This is a genomic window from Bradyrhizobium sp. HKCCYLS3070, from assembly GCF_051167575.1.
Taxonomy (GTDB): domain Bacteria; phylum Pseudomonadota; class Alphaproteobacteria; order Rhizobiales; family Xanthobacteraceae; genus Bradyrhizobium.
This window is the reverse complement of record NZ_JBNPTI010000009.1, coordinates 199,121-217,252: the sequence shown is the minus strand read 5'-3', so window position 1 is coordinate 217,252 and position 18,132 is coordinate 199,121. Positions and strand designations below refer to the sequence as shown.

Sequence of the window (18,132 nt, the reverse complement as noted above, 5' to 3'; positions counted from 1 at the left end):
GCCGGCGCTCCCTCAGATGTCGGCAGAGATGCCGAAGTGATCGCTGGTGTTGCGAACGCGTCCGTAGTTGCTCCAGCCGGTCAGATTTCCGGCACCGCCGATCCCCGGATAGTTCGCCGCCGTCGGTGCGCCCGGCCACCCCATCGGCGGCGCGGTGAACTGGTTGGCCAAAGCGATCGCACCGGGGGGAGGATTGTCCGGCGGCGCCATGACCCCGTTCATCGGCGTGCCGGTCACCGTGTTCATGATCGTGGTCTGATAGTTGTGCATGCCGTTGTGCGGCCAGACCAGGACGTTGTCGATCGAGTAGAACGGCGCGGCGACGAAGTTCGAGCCGACATAGCCGTAGCCGGGATAGAAGCTCTGTCCCGGCCCGCCGCCGTTGGACCAGAGGAACTTGGACGCCGCCGTCTTGTCCTTGCCGCGGATATGGGTGGAGAAATAACCCTTGTACTGGTCGAGATTGACAGGAACGCCCACCGCCGTCGGACTGACGAGCAGCGTGTAGGCACCGGGACCGCCGGTGAGCGGATTATAGAGGCCCGAGGCGGTACCATTGACGGCGAACAGGTTGACGTTGAAATCGCCGCCGATCACCCGCGTCTCGTTTACGCCCAGAGCGCCGACGACGTCGTTGATCGTCGACAGCGTGGTGATGTAGTTCGCCGCCGCCGGATTGTTCGGCGGGGAATGGATGCCGAAGATGGTGAGGTCTCGCTGCACGACGCCGAGATTATCGGCCTCGGTGAACGTCGCCATGAACGGCTCGCGCAGTCCGGCAAAGGCAACAGGAGCGCCGAGCGTGGTCGTGAAGGCGATCCGCGCCGCGACGACGTCCTCGTTGAGGCCGCCATTGTGCTGGGCACCCGCAGGGATCTGGCGCACCCCGCCCAGGCCCGGAGGCACCAGCATTCCATTGACGTTGACGGCACCGAGGGGCACCACCATGCCATTGTACGGCGTGGCGACGCCGCCGCCCGGCGGCACCGACACGCCGCCATGCCCGCCGGTCCAGATGTTGGGCCCGGTGAAGTAGCGGTTGAGGGTGCCAGCGGTGTTGGTGCGGCGATAGAGAATGCCAACCGTCTCTGAGCGCCCACCGACCCCGGTGTAGAGCGGCGGCACGGCGTTCCATCCGCCCGCCACCATCGTGGCGGGGTTGTTGAGCCCGAACTGCACCATGGCGAGCGCATTGATGCCGCCGGTCTGGCTCGCCAGAGCGTTGGGCGCATTGTCGCCCGAGCTCACCTCGATGATGACGATGATGTCCGGCTGCACGGCCGCCAGCACGGCATTGATCACCGCGCGGCGCTGGATCGCGCTCTGCATGTCGTTGAGACCGCCATGCCCGCGTTGCCGCTTGATCGAGGCCGAAAAGATCTTGTTGATCGAGAATTTCTCGATATTCCAGAACAGGATCCGCGTCATGATGACGGCTCCTGAAGCTCGGGCTTGCGTGCGGCGAATGCGAGCGACTGCTCGCAGCCCGGATTGTCGTCGGCGACATAGGCGGCGTACCAGCCGAGGCTGCCGGTGTTGTCGGGATCGCCGAACAGGAAGAACTGGATGTTGGCGGACGGCGGCAGCTTGGCGATGCCGAATATCTTGATGGCGATATCGTCGATCCGCAGGCAGTAGAACCACTTCGGACCGTCATCCGACAGCTTGCGTCCCGATGCGGTCGGCACCGGCTGGCGCAGGATCGAGATCGCCCCGACCGCAACCTTGATGACGCCCTGGATGCTGAACAGGCTGGCGCCGGGCGCCGCGCCCGGCAGGCTCATGCCGATGAAGACCGCATGCTGCGCATCCGATCCGGTGGTGACCGGCGACCATGCCGCGAGCAGCTGCGACTGGAAGCCGACGCCAGAGGCGAGCGCCCCCGGACCGCCGAGTGTGATGTCGTAGACGACGCCGAACCAGGGCCCCTCGAGTTCGGTGAGGTTGAGCTGCGACGTCACCGGCAGGAAGCCGAGATCGGACGGCTTCTGATCACCGGTCGCGTTGACGAAGCTCTTCAGTTGCAGCGCGAAGCCGCGGAACAGGCTGGTGTCGCGCATCGTCGAGCCGTTGAGATTCCAGGCCAGGTTGCCGGTCGCGACCCCAAACCTTTTGGCTCCGGGCGTCGCCTGCGGATAGGTCATGCCGATGACGAGGCCGGAGAAGGCGAGCCCGACCCCGAGCGCTTCCTCGGGCGTATCCGGCGGACTGCCGAACGACAGCAGGTCGAGCGTCTCTCCGATGGTGCTCTGAAGCGCCGTGAAATCGAGCTGCCCCCAGACGAGGAAGTTGCTCGCCACCGTGGCGCCCTGGTCCTGGGTGCCAATCGTGTTGAACTGCACCCGGTCGAAGGCCACGGCCGGCAGCACGTTCGACGGGCTGGTCAGCACGTTGGTCGTGTTCTGCTCGAAGACATAGGCGCCGCGGCCGCCCTGATCGACATAGCTGCCCTTGAGCACGATTCCCGTGAAAGGCTGCGGCTTGCCGCGCGAGTACAGCCGCGCCACCGGCGCGCCGAACAGCGCCGCGACCGAGAGCTGGACGTGGCTGTCGAACCGCGTCAGCCTGGCGTTCTCGAACAACGACTGCAGCTGCAGCACGGTAAAATCGAACTCGCCGCTCATCTGCACCGCCACCGGCACGTCAGGCGCAACGCCGTTGGAGATGTTCATCGCATAGCGCGGGTCTTCGTAGTCGATCAGGCCGAACAGGCTCGAATTGCCCTGCGGCATCGTGATCCGACCGCTCCGGCCGTCGACCGTGACGCGGCTGACGGTGAAGCCGAAATGATGGGCGTTGAAGCGGGTGAAGTCGATGCCGGCGGCAAGCCCCGCAATCTCGGGCGGCATGTCACGCTGGCCGAGGTCGGCCGCGAGCACGATGACGCCGGTCCAGTTCGGGTCTTGGGCGATGCGCGCGAAATTCTCGTAGAATGGGCCGGACGGTCCCTTCGAGCGTGCGATGGCGTCCGCGATGTAGTCCTGTAGCCATTGCGACAGGCCTGTGTAGGACAGCGCAGCGGTGACCGGCGGTGTGCCGGGCAACAAAGAGAACTGCTCCGCGGACGTCCACCGATTGGCATTCGTGACCCGCTCCAGCAACGAGCCAGAGCAGAACTTCATGATCATCACGTTGCGGTAGGCGGTGGCCGAGGCGCCGGCGCCGACCGCCGCGGTCATGGTCCAGCCCGCAATATTGACGGTGTTGGCGAACTGGGCGCCTGTGCCGAACGGCTCCGGATTGACGGCGACCAGAAAGAGCTGGTTGGTCTGCAAGGCGTCCTGCATCGCCTGGGAGGGAGCGGATAGCGCGAATGGCAGGGTGTTGCCGTCGCGGTCGATCGACTGCGCCATGCTGACCTTCAGATAGGCCCCCGTCGTCGGATCTCGCTCGATGATGAAGCCCTGCGGCGTCGTCCCATCGGTGCTCGGGCCGTCCGGCAGCGTGCCGCGCAACGCGTGAGCCCGCGCCGCCTGCACACGCGTCGACCACGTCTTGCTGCCATAGCTCGAGATCAGCGACTTGCGGGTCGCAGCCACGATCTGGCTTTCGAACTGGACGAGCGTCGCGCCATCGAGGCCGCTGCTCGCAGCAGCTCCATAAGGCGCCAACGGAAACGTCTTGTCGCTGCCCTGGGCGAGCGGCATGAATGGCGGTGCCGATTGCAGGATCTCCGCATTCGGAGCGCCGGCCGCGGCCGTACTATAGATCGCGCTGCCCTCGGGCTCGGCCAGATAGTCGACGGCCCCGCCCCCGGCGACGATGGTCACCCAGGAGGTCTGGTGGACGTCGGTCAGGCGCGGCGCAACGGCACCGCTCGCGGGACGGTTGAGATCCGCAGTCTCGAATGGGAACACCGGCGCGTAGCCGGGCTTCGAGGGAATGGCGTTGAGACGATCGTTCTGCGCTGCGGGCTGGCTGGCGTCGTACGCCTTGAAGCTGAGCGCCTCCGATCCGAATAGTCCACCCATCAGTTTCGCAAGCTGCCCCGCCGAACTGCCATCGGCGCCGAGCGCATAGTGGCCGGCCAGGCTGAGATAGGTCGTGCCAGTGTCGACCGCGGCCGTCTTCGCGGCGCTGGTCGCAAAGGCGAAGCCCCCTGCTCCGAGCGCCGGCGCCGTGTCCGTGCTGCTAGCCCCGACCGGCGTCAGTTGCACGACACGCCCGCCGGTCGTGCGGAATTCGCTCGTCAGCGCAGGCGCCCCCTTGATGGCGAACCCCGAACGCAGATACCCCTGCTCGAGCTGCTCTCGGCCGATCACGCGGTTGGCCGGATCGCCGAGGTCGAAGGCACCTGCGATCGAAAGCTGCGACGGCAACGCCGCCACCGTCATGGCTGCATATTGCGCAGCTTGCAGCGACGTCGTCGCGCTGTTGTTGATGACGTAGCGGATGCCCTGCTCCAAGCCCTGGCTGACGAACGCCTGCTTCGAATCGAGCAGCCCATCGAAGGTTACGCAACCGGTGTTGGCGCCGCCGAACGGCACATAGGCGTAGATGCGATTGTTGGAGGTCGGCGCAAGGCGAATGCCCAGCGGGTTGTCGCCCTTGCCCGAAAAGCCGATGAACGGAGGTGAGCTCAGCGCCGAGCCCGACAGGCGCAGCGCCCCACCCTCGATATCGATCCGGCTCTGATCGAGGATGTAGAATTTGGCGTTGCTGGCAAACCACAGGTTCAGGTTGCCCGAGACCTGGTAGACCGGCGGCAGATTGATGAAGGAGACGCCATAGCGCTCGAAGTCGCCGAACGCGACCGGGTTGGCAGACGCGAGCCAGACGACAGCACGATTGCGCGTCGCCTTGCTGATATAGGCCCGGACACGCTCGGCGAACCCGCCGGGATCCCGATCGAGATCGGCGGGCCGCTGTGTCGCAAACAGATAACTGCCACCGTACTTCTTCAGCGAGTCGTCGTAATTGATGAACGGTGGCAGAGACGAGCCCGTGCCGAGAAGGTAGCCGGCCCAGCCAACCGAGCCGGCAACCTTGGTCTCGTAAATCGCAGAGGAGTCGACCTGCTCGAACTGCGCTGACGCGGACGCGTCCATGCTCGTATCACCCGATCGGGAAGATGCCGAGCAAGGTGCCCGCCAGTGAATAGAGGGCACGATCGTCGATGATGTCGCCCTTGATGATGGTCACCGTATATTGGGCCGAGCCCAGCGCAGCATATTGCACCGTGATGCCCGCCTTCCACGTCGTCGCGCCGATCGTGATATCAGCGGCGAGGACCGCAGTGATCTGGGACTGCGAGACGATCGGCGTCCAGACCGGAATTCGTCCCTGGTACTGGAATGAGACGTAGGTCGTGTTGTTGGTGTCGCCGCTCGGCGTCGTCACCACGTTGCTGTTCGGGCTGGTCGGGGTGTTCACCGTCGGCAGCGCCGTGAAGGCCGCGCGCGGATATTCCTCGGTCCGTGCGGTCGCGGATGGCGCTGCCTTGACATCCAAACCGATCGGGAAGATGCCGAGCGTCACGCCCTGGAGCAAGTAGAGCCCACGATCGTCCACGATCTCGCCCGAGATGATGGTCACGGTGTACTGGGTCGATCCCAGCGCCGCATACTGGATCGTAATGCCCTTGCGCCAAGTCGTTGCGCCGATCGTGATGTCAGCCGCCAAAACGACTTGAGGTTGTGCCTGCGAGACCACCGGCGTCCAGACCGGAATGCGCCCCTGATACTCGAACACGAGCTGCGTCGTGTTGTTTTGATCGCCCGTCGGCGTCGCGACGACCTCGGTGTTGGGGCTTGTGGGAGTGGTAACGACGGCAGGAGCCGAAAAACGCACGCCTTCATGATGAGCCATGGCTATCTCCTTTTATAAAACACAGATCAAAACCCGCAGTACGCAACTGCCGGCGCGGCTGAAACGAATGGAAAATCGACTAAGCTACCAATGATTGAAATCTATCAGAGGTTGTGGCGTGTAACAGGGTTCGCGACGGTGGTCAATCGGGCCAGATCACAGTCTTCCCCCAACGCCCGGTCACATTCTGGTGTTTACATTTCGGGCGAAGCCGGGCGTCGCTCAGCGGCTGACTTGTTTCCGAAGCATCTGCATCGCTCGCTTCATCGCTGCGGACCGGATGAACGAGCCGAGCACGAATCCGGTAAAGCTGCTCTCCTTTCCGGAATCGACAATCTCCCCGCTCATCGTGACCGTGTAGTAGCGACCCATCGGGTGCATGGTCACCGTCAGCCCCTTGCGCAGGACAATGCCTGCAATTGCAATGTCCTCGGTCAGTTCGACCTCTACTTCGCCAATCGACACCAGCGCTCTCCAGCACGGGATCGTACCGTTGAAAAAGAAGGTCACCCAGGTGCTGTCATTCGTGTCGAACGTTGCAGCCACCTGCGCATTGCAATTCGTCGTCAGCTGGGTGTTGACGGTTTGATCGGTGAGCTGAGATGGCGCAGCGGGCAAGGCGGCTTCCGTCCTCGTTCAAGCGCTCAGCGTCATGCAAAATGACCAGCCGGAGGGTGACAAATAACTAGCCGCCGCCGGTTTGCGAGTCCATTTGCAATCCGGTCCCGGCCCCCGCCCGGACGGGGGCTCCGCACCCCACGCAGGTGCGACCATGGCCCTGGCCGTCACCTCCCGCGGATCGAGGAGTCCCGGCGGCTTTTCGCAACAGGCACGATCCGCTGCAGGAGCTGCTCTACCCGGATTTCTTCAAACTCTGTCGGCCTGTTGCCCGACCTTCCCGCCGATCGTCTGCCGCGCCGGGAAATCGCTCGACCGTTGGCCGCCGATGCCAAGGCTAATTTTTCTATATTTTTCAGTTCGTTGACAGCAACGTGCAACGCCGCCACGGCGGACGTCGGAGCGATCACGGTGCAGAGTCATCTCTGGCCTGAACGCCAGATCGTCGCTCGAGCGGGCGGCAATCCCCGTCTCCGGCCGGCGTCGGGTTGCCTCCAGGCCCTGCTGTTTCTACAACAGCCGGAGCGCCTCCCAAGCATCAGGACCATCCCTCAAAGTGAACGAGCAACGCTTCATCGGCTCGCTGACCGGCTTACGCTTCGTCGCGGCCGCAACGGTCGCCGTCGGCCATGGCGCCCCGTCGTTGGCGCAAGGCCTGCTGCCCGAGCTCATCGCACAAGTCAGCAGCATCGGAATGACAATGTTCTTCGTGCTGAGCGGATTCGTCCTGTGGCTCAACTATGCCGCACGCTTCCAGTCGCAACCGCTCGGAAGCGCTCTTCGCGAATTTGCCATCGCGCGCTTCGCCCGGCTCTACCCCATGTACGCCGTGATTACGCTCGCAGTCGTCGCATACGTCGTGATCGCGCGAGGTCTCTCGGCCCCGTCGCTCGGCTTCATCCTCACGATGACGCAAGCCTGGTTTCCCGTGCAGAACGGCACCATGCTGGTCGCAGTCGTGCCGTCGCTGCAGCACCTCTGGTCCATCAGCGTGGAGCTGTTCTTCTACCTGCTGTTTCCATTCGTCTGCCTGCTGTTTGCAGCCGTCGTCCGGCTGCCCACGATCATCTGGATCGCGCTGGCGAACATCGTGACGTTCGCGCTGACGATCGCGGCCGCCTTCACCTTCGGCGATGCGTTGCTACGGGCCGCCGCGCCGAGCCTTACGCAAAACGGGATGCAGTGGCTCACCTACTACTCTCCCTATCTTCACATCGCTCAGTTCCTGGCCGGCTGCCTTGCCGCCATGATCTACAGGAACCGCGCGGATGCCGGCGTCGGTGATCGGGAGCGACGCTGCGTGAGACTCCTGTTCTGGCTTTCGCTGGCGAGCCTCATCTGTGCGCCTGTGCTGCTGTTTCTGCAGCCTCGTCTGCCCGGCTGGTCGTTCGCGATCGAACTTGCCGTACGTCTCATCGAGATCTCGGGATTTTCGATCGTCTTCGTCGCAGCCAGTCGGTACGGTCATGCCGCTTGGCTGTCGTCCAGAGCCCTGATCATTGGTGGCGAATGCAGCTATTCGATCTATCTGCTGCATCCCTTTCTCATTCGGCTTGCGATGATCGGAAAGTCAGATGCTCCTGGCGCTCTTGAGCTCGCACTGCGGCTCGGTCTGTTCGTTGCGATTGCGACGGCGATGGCCTGGGTCACCTACATGCTCATCGAGGCGCCCTCGCGAACATGGTTACGGAGAGCCTTCGGCACGAGCGCACCGCGCGACGTGATCCATGCGAGCCCGGTCTGAGCGCGCCGGCTCATCGGCCGGCCCGTGCTTCGCGGTGCCTTTCTACCAGCGGTTTATTCGGACCATTTTGCACCAATTTAACATGATTGCCGCCAATCTCAGGCCTCCGGAACGGCAAGGGATGCAACGATGATTGTTGAGATCAAGGCGATGTGCGAAGCCAACGGGACCGTCCTTGCGACAACGAGCTACGACGATACCAACGAACGGGCGCGGGCGGTCGCGGTCATCGCCCTGCTCGAACAGGTGCTGGCGCATTCGGAGACCGCTGGGGATCAGCGCCTGTTCACTTTGGACGTCTCGCCCGTGTCGCCAACGGCAGCAGCTTCGTCTGCCTCCTGATACAAGGCACGGCAAGGCTCGCGGCAGCCGGCAGTCCGATCCACGCTCCCGCGCCGATGATCAGCCATCGTATGTTCACCTGCTGACACAGGCCTTCGCCTGTTTGCTCCATTTGAACGCGGTTCCGCACGGCGGCCTTGGCCGAGCGCCCGCAGGGCATTCGTTCCACACCGGCGCTCCTACCTCCCAGCCATTCACGACGCAGCCGCCATTCGGCGCGACGTGGCACCCAGGGCCGCACGACTCATTGGCGACCAACCGGCCCGCCCCTGCCGCAAGGCCGGTCAGCAGCACAACCCAAAACATCAGCCTCATCGCTTCGCTCCATTGGCTCTGAGGCGACGAGCCCCTGCGACCGCGCCCCAGCGGAAACCATGAAGGTGCCAAACCGTTCCTCCGACTGTCCCCGCCTGCTCGGGCTGAGATTTCGTCGGAGATCGTCGCCGCCAGCCTGTGACGAAACACCGCGCCGCCACCACACTCCAGCCCTACTACGCGCACGACTGCGCCATATCCGTGCACGGGAATGGGAAACCATGTAGCGAGAAGGTTTTCACCATGTTGGGCGATGATTGCGCAGCCTGGGCGAGCCGGAAGCGAAAAAGTCACCTCTCCACGCCAGTTGATCAAGGCGTTGGGGCGCGCGCGCTTAGAAACGTGACGAGCCAAACAACATCAGGAGCCGGCGGCACGAACTGCCGGCCAGCCTTGGATCGTCCGGATGCGTGCCGGACGGGCCGTGGCGAATGCAGGGAGCGATAGATCGACATCATGACACGAAAGCTTTCAGTCCGCGAAGTCATCGCCAGATCCTATCCCAGTTGGGACTATGCCATGGCGGACCGGTTGATCGCATGGCTCGATCATTGCGGTTACGAGATCGTGGAGAAGAAGCCGGAGCGCACCGCGGCTCTCGTGACCGATGACGCGCGGCCACACCTGATCGGCGCTCGATGAATGGAGCCCCTTCCGCCGGGGCGCTGTGAACGATCGGCGCTCCTCAAGTGGCAGCGCTCGGGCGGCGCAGGAACTGCGCATCCCGTTCTGGGGTTCAAGATGACAAGACCAACGCTCGACGTTTCATCGAGCACCATGAGATCAGGGAAGGATCACCAATGTCTCGCAAGCTCACACCACGCCAGGTCATCGCACGCTCCTACCCGACCTGGGATTACGCCATGGCCGATCGCCTGATCGCTTGGCTGGATGATTGCGGCTACGAGATCGTCGAAAAAGGAGCTGCGCACCTGGGCGCAAGCTTGGTGCCTGCTGCGCCGGAATCGACACCGTCGCATGAAAGCACACATTGATCCCGTCGCGGTCACCGAGACCGCGAACAGGGTCTCCGGACAGTCATTGGCATGAGAAAGCCCGACTCAGGCGAGCAGTTGTTTTTCGATTTCGTAGACCGGAAGCTTGACCAGATCCTTGTGGACCTCGCCATGCAGCGCCTTTCGTACCGCGTCGGAATAGTCGGCGCGGATGATCCCGAGCGCGCGCGGCGACGCCACCATCGTGACGGCTTTGGTTTCGCCTGAAATGACAGCATGATGCAGGCGATCAGCAAGCTGCTTGAGAAAGGCGCGCTCAGCCTGATCATGCCAATCCGTCTGATCCACTGAACTCCGAGCATTGCCGAATGACTGCTGCACCGAGCCGGGAGCGTCGGTGCCCTGAGCGCTCGTGCGGTCGTTCTCCTGCTCACGGACCTCTTTGGTGTGCAGGTTCGGAAACATGCTGTCACCGACGTTCTCGAGGATCAGCGCCTTGCGCCCGTCGCACACGACGATCCAATCACCGGTTCCGACCTTCATCTTGTCCATGAGATTACTCCATCATCCGAATTGCAGCGAAGAATGTGCTGGCGAGCCCATCGGGAGAAACTGCCCCCAGCTATATGCCTTCTTCGAAATCTTCCAAGGAAAGGCCGAACTCCGAGAGAGCCTCCTCCAGATAGTCGCCGAGCATCGGAGTTTCGATCAGGTACGTCGCGGTGCGATTGTTGTGCGCCTGAGCGGCCTGCGCACGAAGCTCATCCCAATTGTCCAGCGAGCCGTCGCCCCGGCCCAGCCACATCAGCGTGACCAGATCGATCTGTTCGTCGACATTGAGGCCCCTGATGAAGCTGACGAGCTCCGACCTGTCCGTGTTCAGGCCCCGCCCAGCGGTACCGGGCGCCGCGTCGTCATCTGCCAAATCTGCCAGCAATTCGGGTTCGGTCGCTTCCATTTCGTGCTTGTGGATCTTGGTCACGACGAAGGCGACCTTCTCCGGCGAGATTGAGAGGGTGGGCGTGGTAGTCGTCATTCAGCGTCTCCTGGGTCCCCGGGCAAACGCTCCCAGGTCCCATGCAGAGACGCTAGGCGTTCCGGAAGGAGCGCACTTTGCGCAAGATCAAGGCAGCGTGGCGGCGTGAAAAACGGCGCAACAGCCCGCGCGAGTTCAACCGCCCCGTGGCGCGATTGCAGCGGGACTGCTTGGATCGACCAGGGGCTGCGGGCGATCGATACTACCAGGTCCAATCGAAAGAGCCGACACGCGGCTGCTGCGCGACCAGGATCATCGGTCTGCCCGGATGAGCTCTTGCGGTCCTTCGCTTCTTCACCTCTGCAGCCGGCTTGCCTGTGTCGGCAATCCGCGTCGCGCGAGGCTTCTCGGCGGCCTTCACTGCCGCAACCTGCGGGTTGGCCTCGACGGCGCTCATCTGCGCGAAGGCGTCGCGGGGACTGCTCTTGGCGACTTCTGCTGCAGGCTGCTCCGCCTTCGCGAGCTTCACCGGAGCTGGCGTGGCGATCGAGGTGTCCATCACGATCCGCTCCGGCCACTTTCTCGTGGACTGAATGCGCACCGGGGGAAGATCCGACGCAGACGACAGGCTTGCAGGCAATGGCACGCTGGGAAGCACGGCATCCGCCAGGACGAGCAGCGCCAGCAGAGTTCCACCGACGAACATAAAGTAACGCAGAATGGGCATAATTTACCGCTCCGTCGGCACCTGCGCCGACATCCACCTAACGGAGGATCATGACAGTATGTTCCCGCGTCGAACGCTCGGGTTCAAAGACCGCGGGAGACTAGCGCGACATAATTAGATTTTCGTCGCTGCAACCAGCGCGCATTTGGCCGCGCTGACGTTAACGTTGACGAATCCGACATGGACCGCCACGAAGGTCTTCCGGCTGCGCGACCCGACTTGGCCGGGCACGATCCGTCGGCGGTCGGTGACGTGACCACCGTCCCGCCGGCTGAAGGCGCAGGTGATTTCGATGTCCTTGATTGCGAAACTGTTGGCATTCCGTAGCGTGAAGGTCACCAGCGCCTTCGATCCAAGACCGCCGCGCCGCCAGGACTGGGAACTGATCCGCAGGCCGGACAGAGCCGCCGGGTCGAGCGCAGGGGATGACGCAGGCGGCATCGTCGGCGACAGGCTGGCATTCGCGTCCATGACGTTCCGGCCGGAGCCGACCACGGGGGACGAATCGGGGTGCGGATTGGATGCATCCGCCAGACTGGGCACCACGGGCGAGAGCCGACGCGACGTCTCAGTCCCGTCTTCGTCTCCTTCGTAGCCGCTGCTCGGGGGGGCCGATCCGACCCGCGTGAGGCTGGGGTCGGCCACCTCCTCCTCTTCGACCGACATGATCAGCCACCCGACCGTGCTGAACATGACCAGCGCGAAGATCGCCAACCCCGACACGGCGGCTCCCAAAGGGATGGACGCTCCGTCGCTTCGGCGCATGGCCAGCGACGCCGCGGCATCGGGCTTGCGTCCCAGCAAACGAAAGAGACCCGCGCTCATGTCTGCACCATCGGCTGCCCGGCGGGGGCATCTGGAAGCTTCAATCGGCAAACATCGATAGGGTTGCATGCAAAGCCGACAATTGGAGGGCAGGCCCGGATACCGGTCGGTCGGCCGGGCTGGCGCGGCCGCTGACAGAGCGGTAGACATCCGCACAGTTGCCGACACCTCAAGAAACGCCGCCCCCGCCGCGGGCGGTTCACTCCTTCGAAAGATCTCGACGATGTTGAATGTCACGTGGGACCACATCCATCTCCGCAGCCCGGACCCGGAAGCCACCGCCAGCTGGCTTCACGACATTCTCGGCGGCGAGATCATCCGCAATCCCGGCCGCATCGACGTCAGGCTCGGCGGTGCCAGCGTGTTCATCGCCAAGGTCGAGCCGGGCGACGGCGTCAACGCGCCGCCTACGACGCCGCACCAGGGCCTCGATCATTTCGGCCTCACCGTGAAGGACATCGACGCCGCGGCCGCCGAGCTCAAGGCCAAAGGCGTCACCTTCACGACCGAGCCGACCACGATCCGCCCCGGTGTTCGCATCTGCTTCATCCGCGGGCCGCAGGGCATTTCCATCGAGCTCCTGGAGCGCGACAAGAAATACGTCTGACCGCCGTCCCGCACGGCTACGTCATGCTGCCCGGCATGAAGCAGCGAATCTGGAGGCCCTGATAGCCGCGCATCGGCCATACCATGGTGCGGCCGACACGGTTGGGCTCGGTGATGACCGCGTCGTCGGGAACATCGAGCCATTCCCCCTCGATACGGACGCGGTAGTGACCGCCCCTGCTCTCCCAGTCGACATCGCTGACGGCGCTGCCGTCGGCGTCAGAGCAGCATGGGCCCTTGCCGCTGCGCAGACCGTCGAACCATGCCTTGATCTCCGGCGACGAGTTCGCATACTGGCCGCGATCACGCGCCAGTGACGGTGGCGCGGCGAGTGCGATCAACAGCGCCGCACTGCTGACTTGGACAGGCGGCTTCCATCGCGCGACCGCCTGCCGCCTCGAACCCGTGTTGCTGATGTCGGCACGATCAGCGCGATGCGGCCCATGGCCGCGGGACCCGATCCATCTGCTCATTTCCATCTGGCTCCTGCACCACCCCAGGGTGCGCGGGATGGAAATGCATCAACCGGGCCAGATTTCGATTCGATCTCGGCTTCGTGAGAGTCAATCCGGGGGTTTACGCAGATCTCCCTACTCGGCCGCCTGCTCGAGAGGTGCGACCCGCGGCAGAATGATCTGGATGCGCGTGCCCGCGCCAGGCTCGGAGTCCAGATCGAGCCGGCCGCCGAGCCGGCTGGTCACGATGCTGTAGACGATGTGAAGGCCCAGGCCGGTGCCGCCCTGGTCGCGGCGCGTCGTGAAGAAAGGATCGAAGGCGCGGCGGCGGACGTCGAGCGACATGCCGCAGCCATTGTCGGAAAAGACGATCTCGACATTGTCGCGGCCGGACTCCCGCGCCCTGATTTCGATCACACCGCTCCTGCCGTCCGGAAACGCGTGCGCGACCGCATTGAGGAACAGATTGGTCAGGACCTGCCCGTAAGGCCCGGGGTAGCTGTTCATCACCAGATCGGGCTGGCAATCCACGTTCACCGTCAGGTTCTGTCTGCGCACACCCGGGCGCAGGCTCATCACCACCTGCTCGGTGAGATCGGCGAGATCGAAGGTGCGCTGATCGGAGTAGTTGCGGTCCGCTGCGACCTGCTTGAACGACTGGATCAGTTCGGCCGCGCGATTGAGGTTGGCGACGAGCTGCCCCGCGGCGCTGCGGCTCATCTCGATGAACTCGTTGAGGCTCGACCGCCGCAGCTCACCCCGCGTGACCGCCTCGCTGAAGCGCTCGGTCTTGCGCTCGAGCGCGGAAGCGACCGTCAGGCTGATGCCGACGGGGTTGTTGACCTCGTGGGCAACGCCGGCGACCATCCGCCCGAGCGCCGCGAGCTTCTCGGCTTCGATCAGCGAGGCCTGGGTGTCGCGCAGGTTCCGGAGCGCCGTCTCGGCGGCCTCCTTGGCCTTGCGCATCTCCAGTTCGCTCTTCTTGCGCTCGCCGATGTCGAGCGCCACCGTGACGATCTTGTCGACCTCGCCGTCGGCGTCGAGAAGCGGCAGCTTGTTGACCAGCCATTGCCGCATGACGTTGCATGAATCGAGGTATTCCTCCTCGTAGAACCCGAGGCCGGCCTTCGTCGCCAGCACGCGCTTGTCGTTCGAGTCCGTCTTGTTCGCGCCGTAGCGCGACATCAGCTCGCCCGTGGTGCGGCCGAGCGCATCCTCGGGCTCGACGTTGAAGATGCCGGCCATGTAGCGGTTCATCAGGACATAGCGCAGCTCGCGATCCTTGACGTTGATCACCGCCGGCACCGTGTCGATGACCTGCTGCAGCAATCGCCGGCCTTCAGCGATCGCGTCCTCGGCGCGCTTCTGATCCGTGATGTCGCGGACCACGCCTTCGTAGCGAACCACCTCGCCGTTCTCATCCCGCACCACCGTGCCGCTGTCGGAAAGCCAGCGGATCTCGCCGGTGCGCCGCCGCACCTGGTATTCGAACTCGCGCACCATGCCGTCGCGCCGCATCAGCCGCTGATAGCGTTCGCGCGCCAGGGGATGGACATAGATCGTATCCGCGATGTCGTTCACGCTCTGGATCAGCTCGCTCGCGGATTCGTAGCCCATGATGCGCGCGAGCGCCGGATTGGCATTGAGCACGAGACCACTCGGTGTGGTCACATAGATGCCGTCGATCGAAGCTTCGAACAGCTTGCGATAGCTCTCCTCGGCCAGCCGCTGCTCGGCCAGCGCGCGGACCGCCGCCTCACGCGCCGCGTCGGCATCCTGCAAAGTCTGCCGGAAGACTTCCGCCGCCCGCGCGATGTCGCCGATCTCGTTCTGAACGTCGGTCTGCGGGATCGACGCCGCCTTTTCGCCCGCCGCCAGCGCCCTGATCGAGCGCGCGATCGAGGCCAGCGGCCGCACGGTGCGCCGGACCACGAAGGACGCAGCGAAGATGCCGATCAGAACGCCCGCCGTGCCGAAGATGATGCTTTGCCATTTCGTCTCCGCCAAGGTGCGGGCGAAGTCGCGCGACAGCACCTTGCCCTGGCTTGCGCTCAGGGCGCGCAGCAACTCGGTGACCCGGCCGATCAGCCGCCCCTCGATGCCCAGCACCTCCTTGTCGAGGCGCGCGATCTCGTCCTCGGTGCCGGCAATGGCGATGATCGCCTCGGCATAGCGGTCGGCGGCCGCACGAAGCGCGCTGTCCTCGATCGGCATTGCGCGCATGCTGCGGGCGGCCTGCTCGGCGCCGGCCGGGTCGCGCGCCAGCAGCGCCGCGCCGACCTGATTCTGCACCTGGAACAAGGCCCGCGCCGTGGCGCGATCAGTCAGGCCGGCGATGGCGTCCTCGAAGCTCTCGCGCGCCGTCGGCAAACCCGACAGCAGCTCGGCACGCCGCGCGATCAGCGCGCTGATGCGGTCGATGCCTTCGCGGTAATTGGCGAGCCGCTGGGCAACGCCGTCGATGGTCGCCTGCTGCTCCGGTGCGAGCTGCAGGCGCGTCTTCTTCAGGAGCGCGCTGAGCTCGGTCGCCGCCTCCATGGCACGGTCGGAGCGCGAGCCGGGATCGGTGACGAAATCGCGCGCCGCGAGCCGCAGCTCGTTCATGCGCTGGTCGATCTCCTCGGCGAGATCGCCGACGCCCTGCAGCCGCTGCAACTCGGCAAAGGTCGAATCGATATGCCGAATGGCGATCACGCTCGCCATGCTGGTCGCGGTGATGACGGCAAGCAGCAGCAAAAAGCTGCCAAAGATCATCCGCCCGATCGTCATCGATCGGAGGCTGCTGCAGGCCGTGTCGAGGTCCGGTAATCTACTCATGGGATCCGATGGTCGGAACCGCACTATATACGAGCCGCCGGGCGGCCAAATGAACATATAGAGAACAATTTTCGTCCGCGCATCATCCGCCGGACGAAAAATAGCCTGTGCGGTTAACCGGCCGCACCGAACTCGAACACCTCCCCATCATAGCCCGCCTCGCGCGGAATGCGCAGCTGGCGACCGCCCTCGGCGGTCTTGGTCATGACCGGCATCACGGTGACGATGTCCATGTCCCGCGCCGCCGCCAGGGCGTCGGCCACCGCGGGCTGCTTGCCGAGCCGGATCAGGTTGCGCGTGGTCGGGAACGGCAGCTTGAACCGGCCGTCCTCGCCGCCGGCCAGCGCCTCGCGCGGCGAGACCCAGACGGAATCGGTCGATTCTCGGCCGTCATGGGCGCCGAGTTGGTCCGGCGGCGCCGCCGCCAGAAAGAACCAGGTGTCGAAGCGCTTCGGCATGCCCTCGGGCGTGATCCAATGGGCGTAGGGAACGAGCGCATCGAGCGCCAGCACCAGACCGTGAGCCTCCAGAACCTGGAGAAAGCTGATCTTGCCCTCGCACAGCGCCAGACGATGCGCCGCCTCGATGTCGCGAGCGGCAGCGGCCTCGATCAGCGCGTCCGATCGGCGCAGCCGCGCCAGCAGGATGCCGCTCTCCTCGAAGGTCTCGCGCACCCCGGCGATGCGGAAGCCGAGCGCCTCGGCTTCAAGACCCTCGTCGCCGGCATAGAGCTCCGGCCTGCCGGCGATCTCCTGATCGCCTCTGTCGACGCTACCGCCGGGAAACACCAGGGCGCCCGAGTTGAACTCGATCTGATGGTGACGCACCATCATGAACACCTCGATCTCGCGTGCGACTGCGCTGTCGCGCAGCAGCAGCACGGTCGAGGCGGGACGGACGGCGGCAGCGTCAGCCATGGTCACTCCGCGGCGGTGGCACGAGGTTGCAGATTGGCACGCGCGTCGTAACGCGCCACGCGCGACAAGAGATAGTCGACCTCGGCCCTGGCCGCGGCCGTGATCGCGGAGGCCGGCCTGCGCTGCGCGCTGGAGGCGATCGCGCCGCGCTTCTGCAGCACGTATTTGCGCACGGCCAGCCCTGCCCCCGGCTGCTGCTCGTAGCGCACCAGCGGCAGATGCGCGTCGAACAGGTCATGCGCGGCGTCGCGCTTGCCCGCCTGCGACAGCTTGACCACGTCGACCAGCATTTCAGGGAAGGCGTAGCCGGTCATGGCACCGTCGGCGCCGCGCTCCATCTCGAAGTCGAGGAACAGGCCGCCATTGCCGCACAGTATCGACAGCGGCCGCAGCGAGCCGTCCTTCTGGAACGCGCGCAGCGTCGAGATCTTCTCCAGGCCCGGCCAGTCCTCGTGCTTGAGCATCACGCAGGAGGGGCTGTCCATGACGATCTTGCGGATGACGGCCGGCGTGAACTGGACGCTCAGCGTCAGCGGATAGTCCTGCAGCACCCACGGAACGTCCTCGCCGATGGCCTCCTGGGCCTGCTTGAAATAGCTCGTGATCTGATCATCGGTGCGCAGGCTCGGCGGCGGCGCGATCATCACGCCGGCAGCGCCCGCATCCATCGAGGCGCGCGCCAGCGCGCGCATGGTGGCAAAACCCGGCGCGGAGACACCGACGATGATCTGCAGGTTCTTGGCCCGCTTGGCAAAGCGCACTGCAACCTGCTCGGATTCAGCGGCGTCCAGTTTCGGCGCCTCGCCCATGATGCCCAGCACGGTGATGCCGTCGCAGCCGGCCTCGGCATAGAAATCGACCAACCGGTCGATCGAGGCCTCGTCGATGCGACCGTCATCATGGAACGGCGTCGGCGCGATCGCGAAGGTGCCTTTGGCGGCGGCGGTGAGCTTCATCTCGTCTGGTCTCCAATCTCTCTGGCGTCATTCCGGACGCGCCAAGCGCAGGCCCAGAATGACGACCTGA

At 64.6% G+C, this 18,132-nt stretch carries 18 protein-coding genes; 5 read left to right on the top strand and 13 right to left on the bottom strand.

Features of this window, described 5'->3' with window-relative positions:
- Nucleotides 1-12 precede the first annotated feature (12 nt).
- From ACQR03_RS24995 to ACQR03_RS24980, 4 genes are all read right to left on the bottom strand, one after another.
- Nucleotides 13-1,428 carry a hypothetical protein gene (locus tag ACQR03_RS24995; RefSeq protein WP_316165040.1) on the bottom strand — a complete coding sequence of 472 codons (1,416 nt, stop codon included), beginning with the start codon at nucleotides 1,426-1,428 and terminating at the stop codon, nucleotides 13-15.
- Nucleotides 1,425-5,048, bottom strand: coding sequence for a hypothetical protein (locus tag ACQR03_RS24990; RefSeq protein ID WP_316194028.1), 3,624 nt, complete (start codon nucleotides 5,046-5,048; stop codon nucleotides 1,425-1,427). Before ACQR03_RS24990 ends, ACQR03_RS24995 begins: the two co-directional genes overlap by 4 nt.
- Nucleotides 5,049-5,055: 7 nt before the next feature.
- Nucleotides 5,056-5,808 carry a hypothetical protein gene (locus ACQR03_RS24985; RefSeq protein WP_315717680.1) on the bottom strand — a complete coding sequence of 251 codons (753 nt, stop codon included), beginning with the start codon at nucleotides 5,806-5,808 and terminating at the stop codon, nucleotides 5,056-5,058.
- A gap of 222 nt (nucleotides 5,809-6,030) precedes the next feature.
- Nucleotides 6,031-6,426 carry a hypothetical protein gene (locus ACQR03_RS24980; RefSeq protein WP_315717679.1) on the bottom strand — a complete coding sequence of 132 codons (396 nt, stop codon included), beginning with the start codon at nucleotides 6,424-6,426 and terminating at the stop codon, nucleotides 6,031-6,033.
- A 556-nt stretch (nucleotides 6,427-6,982) separates the two neighbouring features.
- On the opposite strand from ACQR03_RS24980, the gene ACQR03_RS24975 reads away from it, so the two are divergent.
- Together ACQR03_RS24975 and ACQR03_RS24970 are read left to right on the top strand one after the other, a co-directional pair.
- Nucleotides 6,983-8,170: an acyltransferase family protein gene (locus ACQR03_RS24975; protein ID WP_315752595.1), complete on the top strand. Its 1,188-nt coding sequence runs from the start codon at nucleotides 6,983-6,985 to the stop codon at nucleotides 8,168-8,170.
- Between the two features lie 129 nt (nucleotides 8,171-8,299).
- A complete protein-coding gene (locus ACQR03_RS24970) occupies nucleotides 8,300-8,512 on the top strand; it encodes a hypothetical protein (RefSeq protein ID WP_315717677.1) in 213 nt (70 codons plus the stop codon).
- 75 nt (nucleotides 8,513-8,587) lie between these two features.
- Here ACQR03_RS24970 and ACQR03_RS24965 read toward each other — a convergent pair whose 3' ends face one another.
- The gene (locus ACQR03_RS24965; protein ID WP_409999270.1) at nucleotides 8,588-8,827 is read right to left on the bottom strand and encodes a hypothetical protein; all 240 of its coding nucleotides are present in this window, start codon (nucleotides 8,825-8,827) and stop codon (nucleotides 8,588-8,590) included.
- A gap of 456 nt (nucleotides 8,828-9,283) precedes the next feature.
- Between ACQR03_RS24965 and ACQR03_RS24960 the strand changes: the two genes are divergently transcribed.
- Together ACQR03_RS24960 and ACQR03_RS24955 are read left to right on the top strand one after the other, a co-directional pair.
- Nucleotides 9,284-9,469, top strand: a complete 186-nt coding sequence (locus ACQR03_RS24960; protein WP_315752594.1) for a hypothetical protein — start codon at nucleotides 9,284-9,286, stop codon at nucleotides 9,467-9,469.
- 158 nt (nucleotides 9,470-9,627) lie between these two features.
- Nucleotides 9,628-9,822, top strand: coding sequence for a hypothetical protein (locus ACQR03_RS24955; protein ID WP_315827831.1), 195 nt, complete (start codon nucleotides 9,628-9,630; stop codon nucleotides 9,820-9,822).
- Nucleotides 9,823-9,888: 66 nt separating this feature from the next.
- Here the strand turns inward: ACQR03_RS24955 and ACQR03_RS24950 are convergent, their stop codons facing one another.
- The 4 genes from ACQR03_RS24950 to ACQR03_RS24935 all read right to left on the bottom strand — a co-directional run bounded on the left by ACQR03_RS24950 (nucleotide 9,889) and on the right by ACQR03_RS24935 (nucleotide 12,311).
- Nucleotides 9,889-10,335: a host attachment protein gene (locus ACQR03_RS24950; RefSeq protein ID WP_315827830.1), complete on the bottom strand. Its 447-nt coding sequence runs from the start codon at nucleotides 10,333-10,335 to the stop codon at nucleotides 9,889-9,891.
- Between the two features lie 70 nt (nucleotides 10,336-10,405).
- Entirely contained in the window at nucleotides 10,406-10,819 is a 414-nt protein-coding gene (locus ACQR03_RS24945) for a DUF3775 domain-containing protein (RefSeq protein ID WP_315752592.1), read from the bottom strand.
- A gap of 202 nt (nucleotides 10,820-11,021) precedes the next feature.
- Complete coding sequence (locus tag ACQR03_RS24940; RefSeq protein ID WP_315752591.1) at nucleotides 11,022-11,486, bottom strand: hypothetical protein; 465 nt, start codon at nucleotides 11,484-11,486, stop codon at nucleotides 11,022-11,024.
- 114 nt (nucleotides 11,487-11,600) lie between these two features.
- Nucleotides 11,601-12,311 (bottom strand): hypothetical protein, encoded by a 711-nt coding sequence (locus tag ACQR03_RS24935; protein ID WP_316194027.1) that lies wholly within the window; start codon nucleotides 12,309-12,311, stop codon nucleotides 11,601-11,603.
- A 223-nt stretch (nucleotides 12,312-12,534) separates the two neighbouring features.
- Here ACQR03_RS24935 and ACQR03_RS24930 point away from each other — a divergent pair, with 223 nt between their 5' ends.
- Nucleotides 12,535-12,918, top strand: coding sequence for a VOC family protein (locus ACQR03_RS24930; RefSeq protein ID WP_316165033.1), 384 nt, complete (start codon nucleotides 12,535-12,537; stop codon nucleotides 12,916-12,918).
- Between the two features lie 16 nt (nucleotides 12,919-12,934).
- Here the strand turns inward: ACQR03_RS24930 and ACQR03_RS24925 are convergent, their stop codons facing one another.
- The 4 genes from ACQR03_RS24925 to ACQR03_RS24910 all read right to left on the bottom strand — a co-directional run bounded on the left by ACQR03_RS24925 (nucleotide 12,935) and on the right by ACQR03_RS24910 (nucleotide 18,062).
- Nucleotides 12,935-13,390: a hypothetical protein gene (locus ACQR03_RS24925; RefSeq protein WP_410051861.1), complete on the bottom strand. Its 456-nt coding sequence runs from the start codon at nucleotides 13,388-13,390 to the stop codon at nucleotides 12,935-12,937.
- A gap of 117 nt (nucleotides 13,391-13,507) precedes the next feature.
- On the bottom strand, nucleotides 13,508-16,189 hold the full coding sequence (locus ACQR03_RS24920; RefSeq protein WP_316165437.1) for a PAS domain S-box protein: 2,682 nt from the start codon (nucleotides 16,187-16,189) through the stop codon (nucleotides 13,508-13,510).
- Nucleotides 16,190-16,302: 113 nt separating this feature from the next.
- Entirely contained in the window at nucleotides 16,303-17,106 is an 804-nt protein-coding gene (locus tag ACQR03_RS24915) for an NUDIX hydrolase (RefSeq protein WP_316165031.1), read from the bottom strand.
- Nucleotides 17,107-17,108: 2 nt separating this feature from the next.
- Nucleotides 17,109-18,062 carry a dihydrodipicolinate synthase family protein gene (locus ACQR03_RS24910; RefSeq protein ID WP_315827824.1) on the bottom strand — a complete coding sequence of 318 codons (954 nt, stop codon included), beginning with the start codon at nucleotides 18,060-18,062 and terminating at the stop codon, nucleotides 17,109-17,111.
- Nucleotides 18,063-18,132 lie beyond the last annotated feature (70 nt).

What these genes read in the sequence shown, in the direction of transcription:
- ACQR03_RS24995 (WP_316165040.1), bottom strand. Translation starts at nt 1,428, where the DNA reads ATGACGCGGATCCTGTTCTGGAATATCGAGAAATTCTCGATCAACAAG.
- ACQR03_RS24990 (WP_316194028.1), bottom strand. Translation starts at nt 5,048, where the DNA reads ATGGACGCGTCCGCGTCAGCGCAGTTCGAGCAGGTCGACTCCTCTGCG.
- ACQR03_RS24985 (WP_315717680.1), bottom strand. Translation starts at nt 5,808, where the DNA reads ATGGCTCATCATGAAGGCGTGCGTTTTTCGGCTCCTGCCGTCGTTACC.
- ACQR03_RS24970 (WP_315717677.1), top strand. Translation starts at nt 8,300, where the DNA reads ATGATTGTTGAGATCAAGGCGATGTGCGAAGCCAACGGGACCGTCCTT.
- ACQR03_RS24965 (WP_409999270.1), bottom strand. Translation starts at nt 8,827, where the DNA reads ATGAGGCTGATGTTTTGGGTTGTGCTGCTGACCGGCCTTGCGGCAGGG.
- ACQR03_RS24960 (WP_315752594.1), top strand. Translation starts at nt 9,284, where the DNA reads ATGACACGAAAGCTTTCAGTCCGCGAAGTCATCGCCAGATCCTATCCC.
- ACQR03_RS24955 (WP_315827831.1), top strand. Translation starts at nt 9,628, where the DNA reads ATGTCTCGCAAGCTCACACCACGCCAGGTCATCGCACGCTCCTACCCG.
- ACQR03_RS24950 (WP_315827830.1), bottom strand. Translation starts at nt 10,335, where the DNA reads ATGGACAAGATGAAGGTCGGAACCGGTGATTGGATCGTCGTGTGCGAC.
- ACQR03_RS24945 (WP_315752592.1), bottom strand. Translation starts at nt 10,819, where the DNA reads ATGACGACTACCACGCCCACCCTCTCAATCTCGCCGGAGAAGGTCGCC.
- ACQR03_RS24940 (WP_315752591.1), bottom strand. Translation starts at nt 11,486, where the DNA reads ATGCCCATTCTGCGTTACTTTATGTTCGTCGGTGGAACTCTGCTGGCG.
- ACQR03_RS24935 (WP_316194027.1), bottom strand. Translation starts at nt 12,311, where the DNA reads ATGAGCGCGGGTCTCTTTCGTTTGCTGGGACGCAAGCCCGATGCCGCG.
- ACQR03_RS24930 (WP_316165033.1), top strand. Translation starts at nt 12,535, where the DNA reads ATGTTGAATGTCACGTGGGACCACATCCATCTCCGCAGCCCGGACCCG.
- ACQR03_RS24925 (WP_410051861.1), bottom strand. Translation starts at nt 13,390, where the DNA reads ATGAGCAGATGGATCGGGTCCCGCGGCCATGGGCCGCATCGCGCTGAT.
- ACQR03_RS24920 (WP_316165437.1), bottom strand. Translation starts at nt 16,189, where the DNA reads ATGAGTAGATTACCGGACCTCGACACGGCCTGCAGCAGCCTCCGATCG.
- ACQR03_RS24915 (WP_316165031.1), bottom strand. Translation starts at nt 17,106, where the DNA reads ATGGCTGACGCTGCCGCCGTCCGTCCCGCCTCGACCGTGCTGCTGCTG.
- ACQR03_RS24910 (WP_315827824.1), bottom strand. Translation starts at nt 18,062, where the DNA reads ATGAAGCTCACCGCCGCCGCCAAAGGCACCTTCGCGATCGCGCCGACG.